This window comes from Leisingera sp. ABM4_060 (assembly GCF_056158765.1).
In genome coordinates, this window is record NZ_JBSWTX010000001.1 from 2,065,799 (window position 1) to 2,082,287 (window position 16,489).

At 65.5% G+C, this 16,489-nt stretch carries 16 protein-coding genes and 1 pseudogene; 7 read left to right on the forward strand and 10 right to left on the reverse strand.

What is annotated here, in order from left to right:
* Positions 1–332: 332 nt before the first annotated feature.
* From ACXAEH_RS10245 to ACXAEH_RS10265, 5 genes are all read left to right on the forward strand, one after another.
* On the forward strand, positions 333–1,031 hold the full coding sequence (locus tag ACXAEH_RS10245; RefSeq protein WP_475032507.1) for a DUF484 family protein: 699 nt from the start codon (positions 333–335) through the stop codon (positions 1,029–1,031).
* Positions 1,028–1,948 carry a tyrosine recombinase XerC gene (locus ACXAEH_RS10250; protein WP_475032508.1) on the forward strand — a complete coding sequence of 307 codons (921 nt, stop codon included), beginning with the start codon at positions 1,028–1,030 and terminating at the stop codon, positions 1,946–1,948. Before ACXAEH_RS10245 ends, ACXAEH_RS10250 begins: the two co-directional genes overlap by 4 nt.
* A 51-nt stretch (positions 1,949–1,999) precedes the next feature.
* Positions 2,000–2,218 carry a GDCCVxC domain-containing (seleno)protein gene (locus tag ACXAEH_RS10255; protein WP_475032510.1) on the forward strand — a complete coding sequence of 73 codons (219 nt, stop codon included), beginning with the start codon at positions 2,000–2,002 and terminating at the stop codon, positions 2,216–2,218.
* 117 nt (positions 2,219–2,335) lie between these two features.
* Positions 2,336–2,548 (forward strand): hypothetical protein, encoded by a 213-nt coding sequence (locus ACXAEH_RS10260; RefSeq protein ID WP_475032511.1) that lies wholly within the window; start codon positions 2,336–2,338, stop codon positions 2,546–2,548.
* Between the two features lie 39 nt (positions 2,549–2,587).
* Positions 2,588–3,298: a CDP-alcohol phosphatidyltransferase family protein gene (locus ACXAEH_RS10265; RefSeq protein ID WP_475032513.1), complete on the forward strand. Its 711-nt coding sequence runs from the start codon at positions 2,588–2,590 to the stop codon at positions 3,296–3,298.
* 100 nt (positions 3,299–3,398) lie between these two features.
* Here the strand turns inward: ACXAEH_RS10265 and ACXAEH_RS10270 are convergent, their stop codons facing one another.
* The gene (locus tag ACXAEH_RS10270) at positions 3,399–3,881 is read right to left on the reverse strand and encodes a methylated-DNA--[protein]-cysteine S-methyltransferase (RefSeq protein WP_475032515.1); all 483 of its coding nucleotides are present in this window, start codon (positions 3,879–3,881) and stop codon (positions 3,399–3,401) included.
* Between the two features lie 177 nt (positions 3,882–4,058).
* Between ACXAEH_RS10270 and ACXAEH_RS10275 the strand changes: the two genes are divergently transcribed.
* Positions 4,059–4,400 carry a hypothetical protein gene (locus tag ACXAEH_RS10275; RefSeq protein WP_475032516.1) on the forward strand — a complete coding sequence of 114 codons (342 nt, stop codon included), beginning with the start codon at positions 4,059–4,061 and terminating at the stop codon, positions 4,398–4,400.
* 22 nt (positions 4,401–4,422) lie between these two features.
* Here ACXAEH_RS10275 and ACXAEH_RS10280 read toward each other — a convergent pair whose 3' ends face one another.
* The 6 genes and pseudogenes from ACXAEH_RS10280 to ACXAEH_RS10305 form a co-directional block, all read right to left on the reverse strand.
* Entirely contained in the window at positions 4,423–5,445 is a 1,023-nt protein-coding gene (locus tag ACXAEH_RS10280) for an ABC transporter substrate-binding protein (protein ID WP_475032518.1), read from the reverse strand.
* A gap of 12 nt (positions 5,446–5,457) precedes the next feature.
* Positions 5,458–6,537, reverse strand: coding sequence for a peptidoglycan-binding protein LysM (locus ACXAEH_RS10285; RefSeq protein WP_475032520.1), 1,080 nt, complete (start codon positions 6,535–6,537; stop codon positions 5,458–5,460).
* Positions 6,538–6,690: 153 nt separating this feature from the next.
* Positions 6,691–7,611 (reverse strand): hypothetical protein, encoded by a 921-nt coding sequence (locus ACXAEH_RS10290; protein WP_475032522.1) that lies wholly within the window; start codon positions 7,609–7,611, stop codon positions 6,691–6,693.
* A gap of 237 nt (positions 7,612–7,848) precedes the next feature.
* The gene (gene ileS, locus ACXAEH_RS10295) at positions 7,849–10,875 is read right to left on the reverse strand and encodes an isoleucine--tRNA ligase (RefSeq protein ID WP_475032524.1); all 3,027 of its coding nucleotides are present in this window, start codon (positions 10,873–10,875) and stop codon (positions 7,849–7,851) included.
* 212 nt (positions 10,876–11,087) lie between these two features.
* Complete coding sequence (locus ACXAEH_RS10300; protein WP_475032526.1) at positions 11,088–11,576, reverse strand: DUF2269 family protein; 489 nt, start codon at positions 11,574–11,576, stop codon at positions 11,088–11,090.
* A gap of 46 nt (positions 11,577–11,622) precedes the next feature.
* Positions 11,623–12,885 (reverse strand): annotated as a pseudogene (locus ACXAEH_RS10305) (SDR family oxidoreductase); the annotation flags it as partial.
* A gap of 162 nt (positions 12,886–13,047) precedes the next feature.
* Between ACXAEH_RS10305 and ACXAEH_RS10310 the strand changes: the two are divergent.
* On the forward strand, positions 13,048–13,470 hold the full coding sequence (locus tag ACXAEH_RS10310) for a group III truncated hemoglobin (protein ID WP_475032528.1): 423 nt from the start codon (positions 13,048–13,050) through the stop codon (positions 13,468–13,470).
* Between the two features lie 106 nt (positions 13,471–13,576).
* Here ACXAEH_RS10310 and ACXAEH_RS10315 read toward each other — a convergent pair whose 3' ends face one another.
* Genes ACXAEH_RS10315 through ACXAEH_RS10325 form a run of 3 tightly spaced genes read right to left on the reverse strand, consistent with a single transcriptional unit; the run spans position 13,577 to position 16,430 of the window.
* The gene (locus ACXAEH_RS10315; protein WP_475032530.1) at positions 13,577–14,566 is read right to left on the reverse strand and encodes a YcjF family protein; all 990 of its coding nucleotides are present in this window, start codon (positions 14,564–14,566) and stop codon (positions 13,577–13,579) included.
* Positions 14,563–15,018 carry an N-acetyltransferase family protein gene (locus ACXAEH_RS10320; RefSeq protein WP_475032532.1) on the reverse strand — a complete coding sequence of 152 codons (456 nt, stop codon included), beginning with the start codon at positions 15,016–15,018 and terminating at the stop codon, positions 14,563–14,565. The genes ACXAEH_RS10315 and ACXAEH_RS10320 overlap by 4 nt, the downstream gene beginning before the upstream one ends.
* The gene (locus tag ACXAEH_RS10325) at positions 15,015–16,430 is read right to left on the reverse strand and encodes a YcjX family GTP-binding protein (RefSeq protein ID WP_475032534.1); all 1,416 of its coding nucleotides are present in this window, start codon (positions 16,428–16,430) and stop codon (positions 15,015–15,017) included. The genes ACXAEH_RS10320 and ACXAEH_RS10325 overlap by 4 nt, the downstream gene beginning before the upstream one ends.
* Positions 16,431–16,489 lie beyond the last annotated feature (59 nt).

A 16,489-nucleotide genomic window follows, 5' to 3' on the forward strand; every position in this document is an offset into this window, starting at 1 on the left:
CCCGGAGCGCCTTTTTCTGTGCCGGGGCCCATTGCAATCCCCCAAGCCCTCCCGCGCCGCTGCCCTCCCCGGCTGCCGCCGGGCCGCACAGGCGGCTTGGGCCCGGCAGCGCGCCTGCGGCGCGCTGCTGCGGCGTTTCACGCCGCGGCGCCGGGCACTGGCCCGGCGCCCGGCCCAACGGGCGCGGGGCATGCCAATGCACCGGCGGCGGGCGGGAGCGCCACCACGGCACGAATCCCGGCCGGGCTGCATTTTTCCGCAGCATTGCGCAAATCCCGTGTTATACACGGTGCAAACCCGCCAGAGGTCCCTATCCGCAAGAGTTTCGACACATGAGCAGTTCCGCCACTTTGGAAAGCCAGCTGCGCGAGGCCATCCTCGCCAAACCCGACGCCGTGCTGGAAGACCAGCATCTGATGAACGCACTGGTGGCCGCCAACGAACGCGCCATGGGCTCCAACGTGGTCGACCTGCGCGGTATCGCGATGGAGCGGATGGCGGCCCGGCTCGACCGGCTGGAAGACACCCACCGCTCGGTGATTGCCGCGGCTTATGACAATCTGGCCGGCACCAACCTGATCCACCGGGCCGTGTTGCGGCTGATGGAACCGCAGGATTTCAACACATTCCTCGCCTGCCTGGAAACGGACATGCCGGAGATCCTGCGCGTGAACGCCTTGACCCTGGTGCTGGAAACCGCCCAGCCCGGCGGCGCCGACGTGGAGCGCAAGTCCGGCGCGCTGAAACTGGCCGGCCCCGGTTTCACCAGCAGCTACGCCGGCCAGTCCGGCGTCGGGCGCCCTGTCACGCTGCGGCAGACCCAGGGCGGCAGCCCCCGCCTTTACGGCGGCAAGGCCGAGTGGATCCGCTCGGAGGCCTGCCTGATGCTGGACCTCGGCGACGGCCGCCTGCCCGGCATGCTGGTCATGGGCTCGGAGGATCCGCATCAGTTCTCGCCGATGCAGGGCACCGATCTGCTGACCTTCTTTGCCGGCGTCTTCGAACGCTCGATGCGCTGCTGGCTGTCATGATGATGATCTCCCCCGCCTGCCGCGATGCGCTGCAGCTCTGGCTGCAGCGGCTCGGCGGGCTGGAGGATGCCTCGGAAAACACCCTCACCGCCTACCGCGGCGACGTCACCGCCTTCCTGGCCTTCATGACCGCCCACACCGGCGGCCCGCAGGGGTTTGGCGCGCTGGCGAAAATCACCACCGCCGACATGCGCGCCTGGATGGCATCCGAGCGCAACTCCGGCACCGGTGCCCGGTCGCTGGCGCGCAAGCTGTCGGCGGTCAAGAATTTCTACCGCTGGCTGGCAGAGCGCGAAGGGTTCGAACCCGCTGCTGTCCTGCTGGCGCGGGCGCCGAAGTTCCAGAAGAAACTGCCCCGGCCGCTGGCACCGGAGGCTGCCAAGGCCGTGCTGGAAACGGTGGAGCTGCAATCGCAGCAGGATTGGGTCGCAGCCCGGGACACCGCTGTTGTGACACTGCTTTACGGCTGCGGGCTCAGGATTTCCGAGGCATTGGGGCTGAAGGGCCGCGACGCGCCGCTGCCGCCGGTGCTGCGCATTCTGGGCAAGGGCAGGAAAGAACGGGTGGTGCCGGTGCTGCCCGCAGCCCGTGATGCGGTGGACCGTTACCTGGAGCTGTGCCCGCATCCTCAGGAGGCAGACGCGCCGCTGTTCCGCGGCGTGCGCGGCGGTGCGCTGAACCCGCGCCAGATCCAAGGCGTGATGGCCAGGACCCGGGCCCAGCTTGGCCTGCCCGCCACCGCGACCCCGCATGCGCTGCGCCACAGCTTTGCCACCCATCTGCTGGAGGCAGGCGGCGACCTGCGCGCCATCCAGGAGCTTCTCGGCCATGCCTCCCTCTCCACCACCCAGGCCTATACGGCGGTGGACACCACCCATCTGATGGAGGTCTACAACCGGGCCCACCCCAAAGCGTGATTTGACCTGGCAGGCCTGATTGGCCTGTGATGGCGGCAGGGAGACCTTGCGATGTGTGCAGCCAAAGTGATCCTGACCAGCGTGCTGACCTGCCCCGCCTGCGGATATGCGGCGGCGGAGGCAATGCCGCAGGATGCCTGCCAATGGTTCTACGAATGCCGCACCTGCCGCAGGGTTTTGCGGCCGCAATCCGGGGATTGCTGCGTTTTCTGCTCCTATGGCAGCGTGCCCTGCCCGCCGGTGCAGGAAAGCGGCAGCTGCTGCAGCTGAACCCGCTGTCGCGGGCCGGTTTCCTTAAAATGCAACGCATTTCGGCGCTGCCGGGAAAGGCCCTGTTAAGCCCGGGCGGGCCAGATGGCAGAAACCGATCCAGAAAGGATTTCTGCCATGACCATTCCTGGTTTTGCTGCCCTGTTTGCCGATGGCGCCCCCGCGGCCCCTGCCCCGCCGCCGGGCAGCGTGCCTTATGCGCGGATTGACGATCTTCCGGCACGGGCTCCGTTTTCCGCCCCCGGCATCTCAGATCCTGCCCCGCATGGCCGCCGCATGGCCCGCATTCAGTTTGCCGCAGGTACGGAATTCCGCCCAACCCAGCATTGAGCGCTTGCGGCTCCGGGGCAAATTCGCCATCAGAGAGGCATGACACCTCAGATCCGTGCCCTTTCCGTTCACCTGCTGACCGCAACCGGAGCCGTGTTTGCCATGCTGGCGATGCTGGCTGCTGCCGAAGGCAAATGGAGCCTGATGTTTGTCTGGCTGGTGGTTGCCTTTGCCGTGGACGGCGTCGACGGCCCGCTGGCGCGGCATTACCACGTCAAGCGCTACTCGCCGGAATTCGACGGTGTGCTGCTGGATCTGATCATCGACTATCTCACCTATGTCTTCATCCCGGCCTTTGCCCTGTTCCAATCGGGGCTGATGGCCGGCTGGACCGGCTGGTTTGCGATCATCGTGATCACCTTTGGCAGCGCGATGTATTTTGCCGACACCAGGATGAAGACCAAGGACAATTCCTTTTCCGGCTTTCCCGGCTGCTGGAACATGCTGGTGCTGGTGATCTTTGCGCTGGAGCCCAGCCACTGGACCAGCCTGGTGCTGGTGACGCTGCTGGCGATTGCCATGTTCCTGCCGCTGAAGTTCATCCACCCGGTGCGCACAGAGCGATGGCGCAAGATCTCCTTGCCGATGGCCCTGGCCTGGACCTTTTTTGCCGGCTGGGCGGCCTGGGTTGATTTCCACCCGGCCAGCTGGGCCCATTGGGGGCTGGTGGTGACCTCCGTCTACCTGCTGTTTGTCGGCATTGCCCAGCAAATCGTGCCCGAGCGGCGGCGCAAGTCCTCCACCGTTTGAGGATGAAGGGGCGCTGCCCCTCTGCGCCCCTGCCGGGACGCATTCACCCCGGAGTATTTTCAACCAGAAAGAAGCGCAAAGGGCGCATCCGGCCGGCGGTTCAGATCAGCAGGCTGGCGGCGCCTTCGTGCTTCAGCAGCGCCACTTTGGTTTCCACCCCGCCCTGGCCCGAGAAGCCGCCGAGGCCGGTGGCGCTCAGCACCCGGTGGCAGGGAATGATCACCGGGACCGGATTGCCGCCGCAGGCGTTGCCCACCGGCTGCGGCGGCGCCTTGAGATCCTTGGCGATATCGCCGTAGGTGCGGGTTTCGCCAAACGGAATGGCCAGCATCGCATCGCAGACCGCGCGCTGGAAATCAGAGCCCTCCACCTGCAAGGGCAGGTCGAAAACGGTCAGCTCGCCGGCAAAATAGGCCCGCAGCTGCGCCAGCGCCCGCGCCAGCAGCACCGTGTGCCCGGTGGCCTCTGCCGACCAGGAGAGCCGCACGATGGCGCCATCGCGTTCCGTCACGCTGAGCGCGCCGACCGGGGTTTCAAGACTGGCTGATATCACGCTGCTGCCCTCCGCATGGCTGACTGCCACTGTCCTGTGTGCCGCCGCGGGATGCAAGCGGGCTCTGTGCTGTTAACACTTCGTTAACCAGTCCTAAGGAAACCTCACCGTATTGCATCAAATTAGAATAAAGTGAGTTTCAAGAACGGAACTAAGGGTAATCAAATGCTGTCTGCAGTCTCCAGCACCGCCAGCCTGTACAATAGCATGAAACAGATGCAGGACGCCTACCAGCGCCAGCCCGCCATTGCCGAAGCCGGCGGCCAGCCGGCGGATGTACCGCTGGCCGATGGCGTTGCCCAGGGCCACGCCCGCAGCGTGGCGCGCGACCAGGCGCTGAGCGGCGAACGCCCGGACGCGCTGACCCCGCAGTATATCGGCCCGGCCCGCGAAGCCGCCCGTACCGAGGCGCTGAACCTGAAGCAGATGAACGGCCTCGACATGGCGGCCTATTACATGGATCTGGCCAATGGCTGCCAGGCCGGGCCGAAACCTGCCAGCGTTCTGGCCGCAGAAGCCAATTACCTGGCGGCCCGCAAGGCCTATTGATCCCGCGGGCCGGGAACAGCCGCTATTGCAGCTGCGCCCAGAACAGCTCCAGGTGGCGCGACATGATCTCCTCAAACCGGCCGCTGCCGCGCAGCTTCTGCAGGCCCGCGTTGATCCGGTAGAGATGGGTGGTGCCGCGCCAGTGGCGCTTGGAGATCACCACATGCAGCCCCTCCTCCGACAGCGGTTTTTCCAGCGGCACAACCGTGTCGCGCAGATCCTCCTGAACGATGGTGTTGGCGCCCAGGAACAGGTTGACCGCGGCGGCGTCCACCTGCCCCTCGGCCACCATGCGGAAACAATCGCCCGGGGTTTCCGGCTGCACCAGGGTGATCTTGCCGTCCTCCAGCCAGCGGCGGCCGGCGCGGTTCAGGTCATGGGTGAAATAACCCGCCGGGCGGCACAGGGTGCGGCCTTCGACATCTGAATCCGCATCATAGGCAAATCCGCTGTCCGCCCGCACGAACAGCATGATCGGCATGGTCATCACCGGCTCGGAGAAGTGGAAATTCACACAGCGCTCGTTGCCCGGCTCGGCCGCGCAATCGGGCTTCAGCCAAGGAAAGCCCATGTCGAATTCCTTTTTGTCCAGCATCGGGAACAGATGCTGGGACCAATCATCCTCCCAGCTCACCGAATAGCTGACCGGCGAGGGTGCCAGTTCCAGCGCCGCGTTGACCAGCTCGGTCACCATCCCCTGCCCCGGCAGGCTGCGGTCGGTGAACGGCGCATAGCCGCTGCCGGTGAGCAGGGTCAGCTCTGCCTTTTCCTGGCGCAGCGGCGTGGCGTCCGGCGCCGTCGCCCCGGTGATGCAGGGGATAAACAGCTTGCGGCCCGGCAGCACCGTGGCGCCCGCCAGCAGTTTCTGGTTGCGGTAATAGACCAGCGTCCAGCGTTCGCGGTCGCCATAGTGGATCTCGGCGATTGTGAACAGCGTGTCGCCGGGCTGGGCCACATAGTCGACATCGCAGATCGCCCAGGCCGCGGCAGGGGCAAAACTCAGCGCCGCCGCCAGCTGCAGGATCCGTGAAAAGAACCGTTTCATGGACTATCCTCCTCAGAAGCCGGCCCAGATCCTGGCCATATGATCTTCGATAATCGCCTGATAGCTGCCATCCTCCTGGATGCCGCGCAGGCCGCCATTGATCATGGTCAGCATCTGTTCTGCCTGCGGGTGCGACTTGTGCACCACCACATGCAGGCCTGCGACCGACAGCGGCTGCGGCAGAATGGTGATTTGCTCCTCCAGCCCATGGTCCTTGATCGCGGTGCGGCCGGTGAATTCGTTCAGCGCCACCGCGTCGGCCCCGCCTTCCAGCACCATGTCAAAGCAGTCCTTGACGCTGTCCGGCTGCTTCAGGGTGATCTTGCCGTCCTGCAGCCAGTTGCGGCCGTTTTCATCCAGGTCATGGGTGAAGTAACCGGCCGGGCGGCACAGGGTCTTGCCCTCGATATCCGTGTCCTGGGCAAATTGAAACGGTTTGGAGCTGTCCGCGAACAGCAGGATCAGCATCTCGAACATCGGCTCGGAGAAGTGGAAGTTGGCGCAGCGGAAATTGTCCGGATCCGCGGCGCAGTCCGGCTTGTACCAGGGGAAACCGAGGTCCAGCAGCGCATTGGACAAGAGCGGCTCCAGATGTGCCGACCAGTCGTTGACCCAATGGATCGAGTAGCCTTCCTTGGGGGCCGCTTCGCCCATTGCTGCGTCGACCACCTCGTTCAGCAGGCCGCCGTTATGCGCCGCCTTGGCAGTGAAGGGGGCAAAGTCATCGCCGGTCAGCAAGTTGATCCGCTTGCGCACCGCGGCATTGCCCGGCTGCACCTTGACCGGCACCGCCGCGACCGGGGCGGAGGCAGAGATTTCCTTGCCGCCCGGCAGCCCCAGGGGCAGGCCCTCGAGGCAGGCCAGCGACAGTTTCATGCCGACGCGGATGGCGTTCGGCTTGGGACCGATCTTGTCGATGTTGCGGTTATGGATGGCGCTCCACTTGCCCGCATCTTTGTACAGTTTGTCAGCAATCACCGACAGGCTGTCGCCGGATTGCACGGTATAGAACCCGCCGCAGGTTTCGGCAGCGGCAGATGTGGCTGCAAGGCCGAACAGGCTCATGGCAGCGGCAGCGATGGTCTTCTTCATAGTCCCCCCGGAAGTCTTTTGCACCGCAGCCTGTTCCGGCCTGCGGCGCCCGTTCATCTTGTTGATTGATTTTGCCCGGCGCCGCATGCGGCTGCGCATGGCTGCAAGCGCCGGGTGCGCCTCCGGCGCTGCCGCCGGAGCAGATTTTAAAGGTCAGTTGCCGACAAACAGCGTCAGCAGCGTTGCCGTGTCGACGCGCCCGTCCGCGCCGATCAGGCTGGCGGGCACGGTGATCTCCTGGCGCTCATAGGCGCCGTTCACCAGCTGGTCGATATAGGCCTCCGACTGCCCCTGGGCGGCGGCGGCCATCACCATCTTGAACAGCGCAGTGCCCTCGGCCGGTGCGGCGGGCGGCAGGGCCGCGGCCTCCGGCTCGGCCTGCTTGTTGCGCAACGCCGCCAGCGTTCCGGCAGTGATACGGGCCACCAATGCGTCTTCGCCGCTGGCATCCGCCGGTTCCTGCGCTGCTGCCTGCGCCGCCCCAGCGGGCAGCAGGGCGCCGGCAGGCGCGGTTTCTGCGGCCTCCGCCTGCGGGGTTGCAGCAGCAGCCTCCTCCTCAGCGGTGCCGCCGCCGAACTGGAAAAACAACAGCATGGCCGACGCCGCCGCCAGACCTGCCGCGGCCAGGCCCAGCTTTGGCAGCGCGCTGCTGGTTTCGGCCTGGGCCGGCGCAAAGGGCTGCGGCTCTGGCAGGGATGTGCGGCTCTCCGACGAAGCGGCCGGTTTTGCCGCCTTCCGGGCAGCAGCAAAGCGCCCTGCCGCGGCCGGCTTTTGCCCCGCTGCGGGCTGCTTGGGGGCCAGGGCGGGCTTGCCAGGCTTGGCGTCTTTGACCGCAGCAGGTTTCCCGGCGGCAGATTGCGGCTTGCCAGATGCGGATTTGGCGGGTTCCGCTTCCGCCGGCGCCGCCCTGGCCTGACCGCCCGCGGCATCCGCGTCAGCGTCCTGCCCGGCGCTGCTGGCAACCAGCCCGATTTTCATGTTCTTCGGCGCCGATACCCCTTCAATCCGGACTGCCGTGCCGCGCGTCTTCCCCGGCTCATCCGCCGGTTGCGCGTCCGCTTTCAGCTTCAGCATTGAAAACTGCCCCCCTGCTCCATGCCATGTTTCGAACTCACGGCTGAATATCTTCATGGAATTAACAATTTTTTAACCACTTGTGGAAAACCGGTCAACATCTAGAGGAATCTAAATAGGGCTGACACAAGGCCACACCCGGAAAAAGTGCAGGAAATACCGTAACAATAGCGCAAAACAACAACGCCCGGCGATGAGGCCGGGCGTCGCAAACACTTTAAAGCTGAAGAAGGCAGGTTATGCCAGGGCGCTGTCGCAGCGGCTGCATACACCCTCGTGGTTGTGGTTTCCCACATCCGGCAGGATCTTCCAGCAGCGCTGGCACTTGCCGCCCTCCGCCTTTTCGAACACGACGGAAACGCCATCCACCTCCGGCATGCGGAAGGCTTCGGCAGGCGCCGGGTCGCCGGTCAGCAGGATGTCCGAGGTGATGCAGACATCGGCAAAGTTCACCGACTTCAGCGCCTCCAGCGCTTCGCCGTCACGCACATGCACCACCGGAGCGGCCTCCAGCGAGGCGCCGATCACCTTGTCGGTGCGCTGCACCTCCAGCGCCGCCGTCACCACCCGGCGGGCCTGGCGGATCTTCGACCATTTGGCAGCCAGCGGTTCGTTCAGCCAGTCGGCCGGCGTGTTGGGGATGTCCTGCAGATGCACCGAAGAGCCCTCGCCCGGGTATTTCTCCAGCCAGACCTCTTCCATGGTGAAGACCAGGACCGGCGCCAGCCAGGTGGTCAGGCGGTGGAACAGGATGTCCAGCACGGTGCGCGCCGCACGGGCGTTCAGCGTGTCACCGTCGCAGTAGAGCGCGTCCTTGCGGATGTCGAAGTAGAAGGCCGACAGGTCCACGGTGGCAAAGTTGAAGACCGCCGAGAACACACCCTGGAAATCAAAGGTCTGATAGCCGGTGCGCACCTTGTGATCCAGCTCTGCCAGACGGTGCAGCACCCACTGCTCCAGCTCCGGCATATCCGCAGGCTCCACCCGCTGGTCTTCGGTGAAATCCCCCAAGGAACCCAACAGGAAGCGCATGGTGTTGCGCAGGCGGCGGTAGCTGTCGGCGGTGCCTTTCAGGATCTCCGGTCCGATCCGCTGGTCGGCGGTGTAGTCGGTCTGGGCCACCCACAGGCGCAGGATGTCGGCGCCGTACTGCTTGACGACCTCGTCCGGCACGATGGTATTGCCGAGCGACTTGGACATCTTCATGCCCTTCTCGTCCAGCGTGAAACCGTGGGTCACCACATTGCGGTAGGGCGCCCGCCCCTTGGTGCCGCAGGCCTGCAGCAGCGAGGAGTGGAACCAACCCCGGTGCTGGTCGGTGCCTTCCATATAGACGTCCGCAATGCCGTCCTCGGTGCCGTCCTCGCGGTCGCGCAGCACAAAGGCATGGGTCGAGCCGGAGTCAAACCACACATCCAGCACGTCGAACACCTGGTCATAGGCGTCCGCATCGACAATGCCGCCCAGCACCTTGGCCTTGAAACCCTCGGTGTACCAGACGTCGGCACCGTGCGCCTCGAACTCGGCTACGACACGCTTGTTCACCTCTTCATTGCGCAACAGGAAGTCCGCATCGGTCGGCAGCGCGCCCTTCTTGGTGAAGCAGGTCAGCGGCACGCCCCAGGCGCGCTGACGCGACAGCACCCAGTCCGGGCGGCTTTCGATCATCGAGAACAGGCGGTTGCGCCCAGTCTGCGGCCACCATTTCACCAGCTCGTCGATGGAGCGCAGCGCGCGGGTGCGGATGGTGTCGCCCATCTCGCCCATGCCGTCGTCCATCTTGCGGTCAACGGAGGCAAACCACTGCGGCGTGTTGCGGTAGATGATCGGCGCCTTGGAGCGCCAGGAATGCGGGTAGCTGTGCTTGATCTTGCCGCGTGCCAAGAGGCCGCCGACCTCAACCAGCTTGTCGATCACCGCCTTGTTGGCATCGCCCTCGCCGCCTTTGCGCGACAGGATGAACTTGCCGCCAAAGAACGGCAGATCGGCGCGGAAGGAGCCGTCGTCCATCACGTTGTAGGTGATGACCTGCTCCAGCATGTTCAGGTCGCGGTAGAGCTCGAATTCCTCCATACCGTGGGACGGAGCACAGTGCACAAAGCCGGTGCCTTCGGTGTCGGTCACGAAACCGGCGGCGCGGAAATCGCGGATATCGTCCCATTCGCCATTGCCACCCTCGGCGCCAGCCAGCGGGTGGGTCAGGGAAAGAGTACGAAGTTCCTTCTCGGTGACTTGCCGAACCTTGCGATATTGATCTTCGCCCAGACGTGCTCGCTTAAAAACATCCGCCGCGAGATTGTCGGCCAGAATGTACTTCTCGCCTACAGCGGTCCAGCACTCCTCCGGAGTGCCGGTAACTTCATAGAGGCCATAGTCAATCTCTTCGCCATACACCACTGCCTTGTTCGACGGCATGGTCCACGGTGTGGTGGTCCAGATCACAACATTGGATCCGACCAGTTCTGCCGCCGCACTGGTGAGGCGCGCTTTTTCCTCTTTCCACTGCTCATGCAAATCGTCGCCCGCGACAACAATTGCACCCAGCTTTTCTGGATCAGACGCGGCCACCTTGAATTTCACCCAGATGGTGAAGCTTTCCTTGTCGTGATACTCCACCTCGGCCTCGGCCAGCGCGGTTTTCTCGACCGGCGACCACATCACCGGCTTGGAGCCCTGATACAGCGTGCCGTTCATCAGGAATTTCATGAACTCGTCTGCGATGACCGCCTCGGCGTGGTAGTTCATGGTCAGATACGGGTCATCCCAATTGCCGGTGATGCCCAGACGCTTGAACTCCTCGCGCTGGATGTCGACCCAGCTGTCAGCAAAGGCGCGGCATTCCTGGCGGAATTCCACAACCGGCACCGCATCCTTGTTCTTGCCCTTCTTGCGGTACTGCTCCTCGATCTTCCACTCGATCGGCAGGCCGTGGCAGTCCCAGCCCGGCACGTAACGGCTGTCAAAGCCCATCATCTGATGCGAGCGGACGATCATGTCCTTGATGGTCTTGTTCAGCGCGTGGCCGATGTGCAGGTGGCCGTTGGCGTAAGGAGGGCCGTCATGCAGGGTGAAAGGCTTGCGCTCCGCGTCGCCGCCCTTGGCCGCGGCGGCTTTCTCGCGCAGCTTGTCATAGACGCCGATCTGCGCCCAGCGCTCCAGCCAGCCGGGCTCGCGCTTGGGCAGGCCCGCGCGCATCGGGAAAGCGGTTTTGGGCAGGTTCAGGGTGTCTTTATAGTCAGGCGTCTGAGGCGTGTCGGCGCACATGTGCTGCGTCCTTCGGATGATCAAGGTCGGAAATGGGGATATTCGGTTCGGCGCGATGGCTCAAGCGCCTTTGCCCGGCGGCTCAATGGTTTCAGAGCGCCGGGGATATAATTCGAATAATGATGGCCTCGAAGTGGGACATGAATGGCCTTATAGGCCGGAGCAGCCAGAGGGTAAAGCGGCAGATGCGGGGCATTTCGCAGAAGGGCCCGCTAGCGCACCAGCCATATCCCGAGATCCGGTCGTGCCAGCATCAGCCAGACAATGGCCAGCACCGCGGCGAAGGCTGGGAAACCGCAGGCAAACCAGACCGCAAACAAGCGGTGATAGCGGGCGGGAAGTGCTTTGCCCGATTCTGCTGCCGCCCGCGCCAGGTCGCGCAGGCGCAGCTGGATCCAGACCACCGGCAGCCAGAAAGCACCGGTCAGCACATAGAGGATCAGCGACAGCGCCAGCCAGCCTTCGCTCAGCGGCCAGCCCAGCCGCCAGGCCAAAAGCCCGCCGGTGATGGGCTGCACGACCACCGCTGTAGTCGTGAACAGAAGATCCGCCAGCACCACCACGCTTGCGGTATGGGCAATCAGAAACGCATCGCGGGTGCGGTGCGCCATCAGCATGAAAAAGGCAATCCCTGCGCCAGTGCCCAGCAGCACGCAGGCGCCGGTCACATGCAGCCAGCGCAAGATCAGGTCCAGGTCCATCACAGCGCTCCTGCAGCAATTGATGGGTGATCAGCGCCAGCAGCAGCCCCGGCAGCACCTTGACCAGCGGCCCCAGCGGATCCGCCCACATCTGCGGCGCAACCAGGCTGGCGGCTATCAGATAGATCAGCGACACCGTTGCCATGCCGAGGCAGGCGCGTGCCGCCCAAGGGCGCCATAGGATTGCCGCCCCCAAGGCGATGTCTGCAAACGACCAGAACACCACGCTGGCCTTTGCGATGAAACCATCCCAGCCCTGGCCGGCCAGCACATGGGCAGCGGCCTCCAATTGCCAGAGGCCAATCATGCCGGAGGCCAGCCAGAACAGGCTCAGCACCCCAACAGCAAAGGGCATCAGCAGGGCCATGCGGGCATCCAGCCGCTGCTCCCTCCCTGACGGCAGCGCACGCAGAATTTCTGGCAGCGGTGCCAGCCCTTGCCCCGCGGCCTGGCGGTAAGGCTCCGGATCGCCTTGGACACCGGAGCGGATCTCGGCTACCGCCGTGGACCGCAAGGGAGACCGCCAGCCCAGCCGCCCCAACCCATCAGCACAAGCCGTCACTGCAGGCAGCAGGAACCCGGGGAAGCGCAGCATCGTTTTGGGCGGAGCAAAGCCCAGCCAGTTGCGGGTGGCGGTGAGGACCTGCTCCAAGGTCTGCGGCTGATCTTCCACCAGATCGTAAATACCGGGCGGCAGGTCCTGCCGGACCGCAGCCACGACCGCCTGGGCCACATCGTCCATTCCAACGCATTGCACCGGTGCGTCTGCCAGCGCCACCGGCTGAACCAGCGGCACCGCCGCCAGCATCCGCAACAGCCGGGTGCCGCCAAAGGCACTCTGCCCGGTCACCAGCCCGGGCCGCAGGATATGCGCCTGCGCCCCGGATGCCAGTAAGGCCGCATCTCCGCGTCCCTTGCTGCGCATGAATTCCGTCGCGGCCCTGTCTCCGGCGCCGGCAGCCGAGAGCTGAACCACCCGGACACCCGGTTCCGCGCAGGCCTCGCCAAGCGCGGCAATGGCCGTGTGATGCACCGCCTCCAGCTCTCCTGGTGCCATGTCCTGCAGTATGCCCGCGCAGTTGACAACGGCATCCGCACCGCTCAGCAGCGGTGTCCAATCCGCCGCCCTGTTCAATTGCCGCAGATCCGCCTGCGCAAAGGGCACCCCAGGCAGCACCTGCGCGGCCTGCTTCGGGCTGCGGCCCAAAGCGGGCACACGGAACCCTTCTGCCCGCAGCGCCCGCACCACTTCTGCCCCGATGAACCCATAGCCTCCCAGCACCACGACCCGGCCGGATTTCTGCGCCATAAATCAATGCCTTTTAGCAAACCTCCCGCCCACCATAACGGCATTGCGCGCCGGTTCCAGCAGCGAGATGCCAAGCCGCGCTGCGGCAGATGCGCCCGGGCTCTTTTCCTTACCGCCGCTTCCGCTTATCTAACCGACCGGCGCATCAGACCGGAGTTCCCGATGACCCAGGCAGACACCGCAAATCCGCTGGCGCGGTTCGAAATCACCGCCGCAGACATCTCGCGGGTGGTTACCGTCTTCTACGCGCGGGTGCGCAGCCATGACGTGCTGGGGCCGGTCTTTGCCGCCCATGTCACGGACTGGCCGGAGCATGAGGAGAAAATCGCCAGCTTCTGGCGCAACGCGATCCTGCGGGAGAAGAGCTATAACGGCAATCCGATGCGGGTTCATGTCAGCCGCCCGGACGTGAAGGCGGAGCATTTTCCGGTCTGGCTGGGACTGTTCCACGAGGTGCTGCGCGCCGAGCTGCCAGAAAAGACCGCGCTGCAATGGGGTGCCTTGGCGGACCGCATTGGCGAGGGCTTCCGCACTGGTGTCGTTGCGATGCGCCAGCCCAAGGACCAGCCGCCGAAACTGTTCTGATCCCGCGCAGCGGAGCGCTCCCGCGCCTGGCCGCTGTCCGGCTGCGCCGGACAGCCGCAGCAGGCTTGGGCAGGGCTCATGCTGCGCATGAGCCTGGCGCCCCCCTTCAGGGCGCCTTTGAGAACAGCCCGGCCAGCGCCCGCTGCACCACCTTGCGGGTGCTGGGCTTGCGCCCTTCGGAGAACGGCATCGGGCGGCAGACCTCCATGGCGGCAATCCCCACCCGCGCCGACAGGGCGCCGTTGACCAGCCCCTCGCCAAACCGGCGGGAGAGTTTCGACAGCACCGAACCGCCCAGCACCGGCTCCAGCAGGTCATCGCCTGCGGCGACGGCGCCGGTGGCGGCAAGATGCGCCAGCACCGCGCGGGTGAGGCGCCAGGAGCTGAAGACCCCGGGGCGGCCGCCATAGATGCCTGCCACCCGGCGGATCATCCGCAAGCTGGAGACCAGCGCCGTCAGCACATCCGCCAGCGCCATCGGCACCAATGCGGTCACCGTGGCAACCTGCCGGGCCGCGGCCTCGACCTCGCGCAAGGCGAGGGCATCGAGCGGCACCAGCAGCTCTTCCTCTGCCAGCCGCAGGAGGGCATCGCCATCCATCACCTCAGCCTTCAGCTCCGCCAGACGGGCCTGGTTCCAGGTGAGATCCTCGCGGCCGGCGTAAAAGGCTTCCAGCCGGGCAGCGAAACGGCGGGCCTCCTCCAGATCCCGGCATTCCCCCGCCGCATGGCGCAGCGCATCAACCCGGCGCAGCCGCGCCAGCGCCGCCAGCTCGCGCAGGGCCATCAGCAGCGCCATCAGCGCCAATGCCGCCAGGCCTGCGCTCACTGCCCAGCCCAGAACCGGGAACCGGGTGATCAGCCCGGTTGCAAAATCCCAGGCCGCGACCGAGGCCATGGCGCCGGCAACCGCCGCCAGCAGCGCCCAGAACCAGCGGGTCAGCCGCGACGGCCTGCGGGCGGCCAGACGCGCCGCCTGCTCCATCGCCGCGGGGCGTTCTGCCGGAACAGGCACCTCGGGCACCGGCGGCGCCTCGGCCACCGGCGGCGGTGCGGCCTCCTCTTCCAGGTCGAACAGGACAGGCTTCTTGCTCACGCCGCAGCCTCCTGTGCTGCACGCCACTCATAGGTGATATCCGGCAGGCCCTCCTCGTTGTTTGAGCCGTCACCGCGTCCGGTCTCGGCAAAGCCTTCGCGCCGGTAGAACCGCTGGGCGCGGATATTGGCCTCAAACGTATTGAGGGTGAGCCGCGGCGTAGCAGCCTTGGCCGCGTCCAGAAGCGCCCGCCCTGCCCTCTGGCCGCGGGCTTCCGGCGCCAGGTAGAGAGAGCAGACCTCTTCTTCCTTGCGCGCCAGAAAGCCCTGGATGCGCCCGTTCCGCTCAGCCACGGTCACCCAGCCGCGGTCAATCATCATGCCGCAGAAAAAGATCACTTCAGCGGCAGTATAAAGCTTGGGCATCCACTCGGTATCCTGCTGAAAGCGGTACAGAATATCGCCCACGGCCCCGGCGTCGAGCGGGTTGGCGGGGCGCAGGGAGAAGGTCACAGGGCATCTCCGATCAGGAATTCGGCGGCGCGGTCGAGGCGGATATGCGGCGGGCCGCTGCCGTGTTTCAGGGTAAGCGGCGCAGGCGCAAAGGCCATCGTCTGGTAGCCGCCCTCCAGCCAAGCCTCCGCCCCTTGCCGCGCCGGGGTGAGCAGCTGTGCCGGATCCTCCGGCAAAGCACCAGGATAAAAGGCCGCCTGCTTGCCGCTGTCCAAGAGGGTGCCGCGCACGCAGGGCAGGTCCTGGCCGTTGTGGGCGCGCATCTCCTCGGTGGTGGTGCGCAGCGAGGCCATGGCCAGCGCCGCCGTCTCCGCTCCGGCAAAGCGGGCGCGGTCCTGTGCTTCGCGGGTCAGCGCCTCGATGATGGCGGTCATCGCCTCGTGCTGGACGTGGTGCAAATGATCGGCCTTGGTGGCGGCAAAGAGGATTTTCTCCACCCGCTTGCCGCCCAGAAGCCTGGTCAGGAAATGGTTCCGACCCGGCTTGAAGGCGCTGAGGATGTCCGCCATCGCGTGGCGCAGATCCTCCACCGCCTGCGGGCCGGAATGGATCGCCGAAAGCGCATCGACCAGCACCACCTGGCGGTCGATACGGGCGAAATGATCACGGAAAAAGGGTTTCACAACCTTGGACTTATAGGCCTCAAAACGCCGCTCCATCTCACGCCAGAGGCTGCCACGCGGCGCGCCGGGGCCGGGGGGCAAAGGGGCAAAGGTCAGCGCCGGCGAGCCTGCCAGATCGCCAGGCAGCAGGAAGCGGCCTGGGGTGCAATCGTAAAAACCGGCCGCGCGGGCCGCATTCAGGTATTTGGTGAACCCCGCCGCCAGGGCCAGGGCCTGCGGCTCGTCATGCGTCTCCGCAGGGACCGCCTGGGCATTTGCCGCCAGAAAAGCCTGGGCCTGCGGACGGTTTGCAATACGGGCAAGCACATCCTGCGACCACTCCGCATAAGATTTATCCAAGAGCGCCAGGTCCAGCAGCCATTCGCCCGGATAGTCGACGATATCCAGATGCAGGGTGCGCGGCCCCTGCCAGCCCGACAGCAGGCCGGCGGGCCGCACCTTCAGACTGAGACGCAGCTCCGACACCGCCCGTGTGCTGTCAGGCCAATGGGGTGACGGCCCGGTCAGCGCCGCAACGTGGTTTTCATAGTCAAAGCGCGGCACGGTGTCGTCCGGCTGCGGCTGCAAAAAGGCGGCCTCGATCCGCCCCTCACGCGCGGCATTGAGCTGCAGCATCCGGTCCCGGTCCAGCAGGTTGGCCACCAGCGAGGTGATGAACACCGTCTTGCCGGAGCGCGCCAGCCCGGTAACCCCCAGCCGCAACGGCCGGTCGAACAGCGCCGCCGAAACACCGCTGGCGGCGCTCTCCACGCTGCTCATCACCCCGTCTGCAAGGGAGGTTAACACCAAGGCCCTGATCCTGCTCTGTTCTTGCTGACTGCAAGATAGGCAGCACGCCTGCGGGTTAC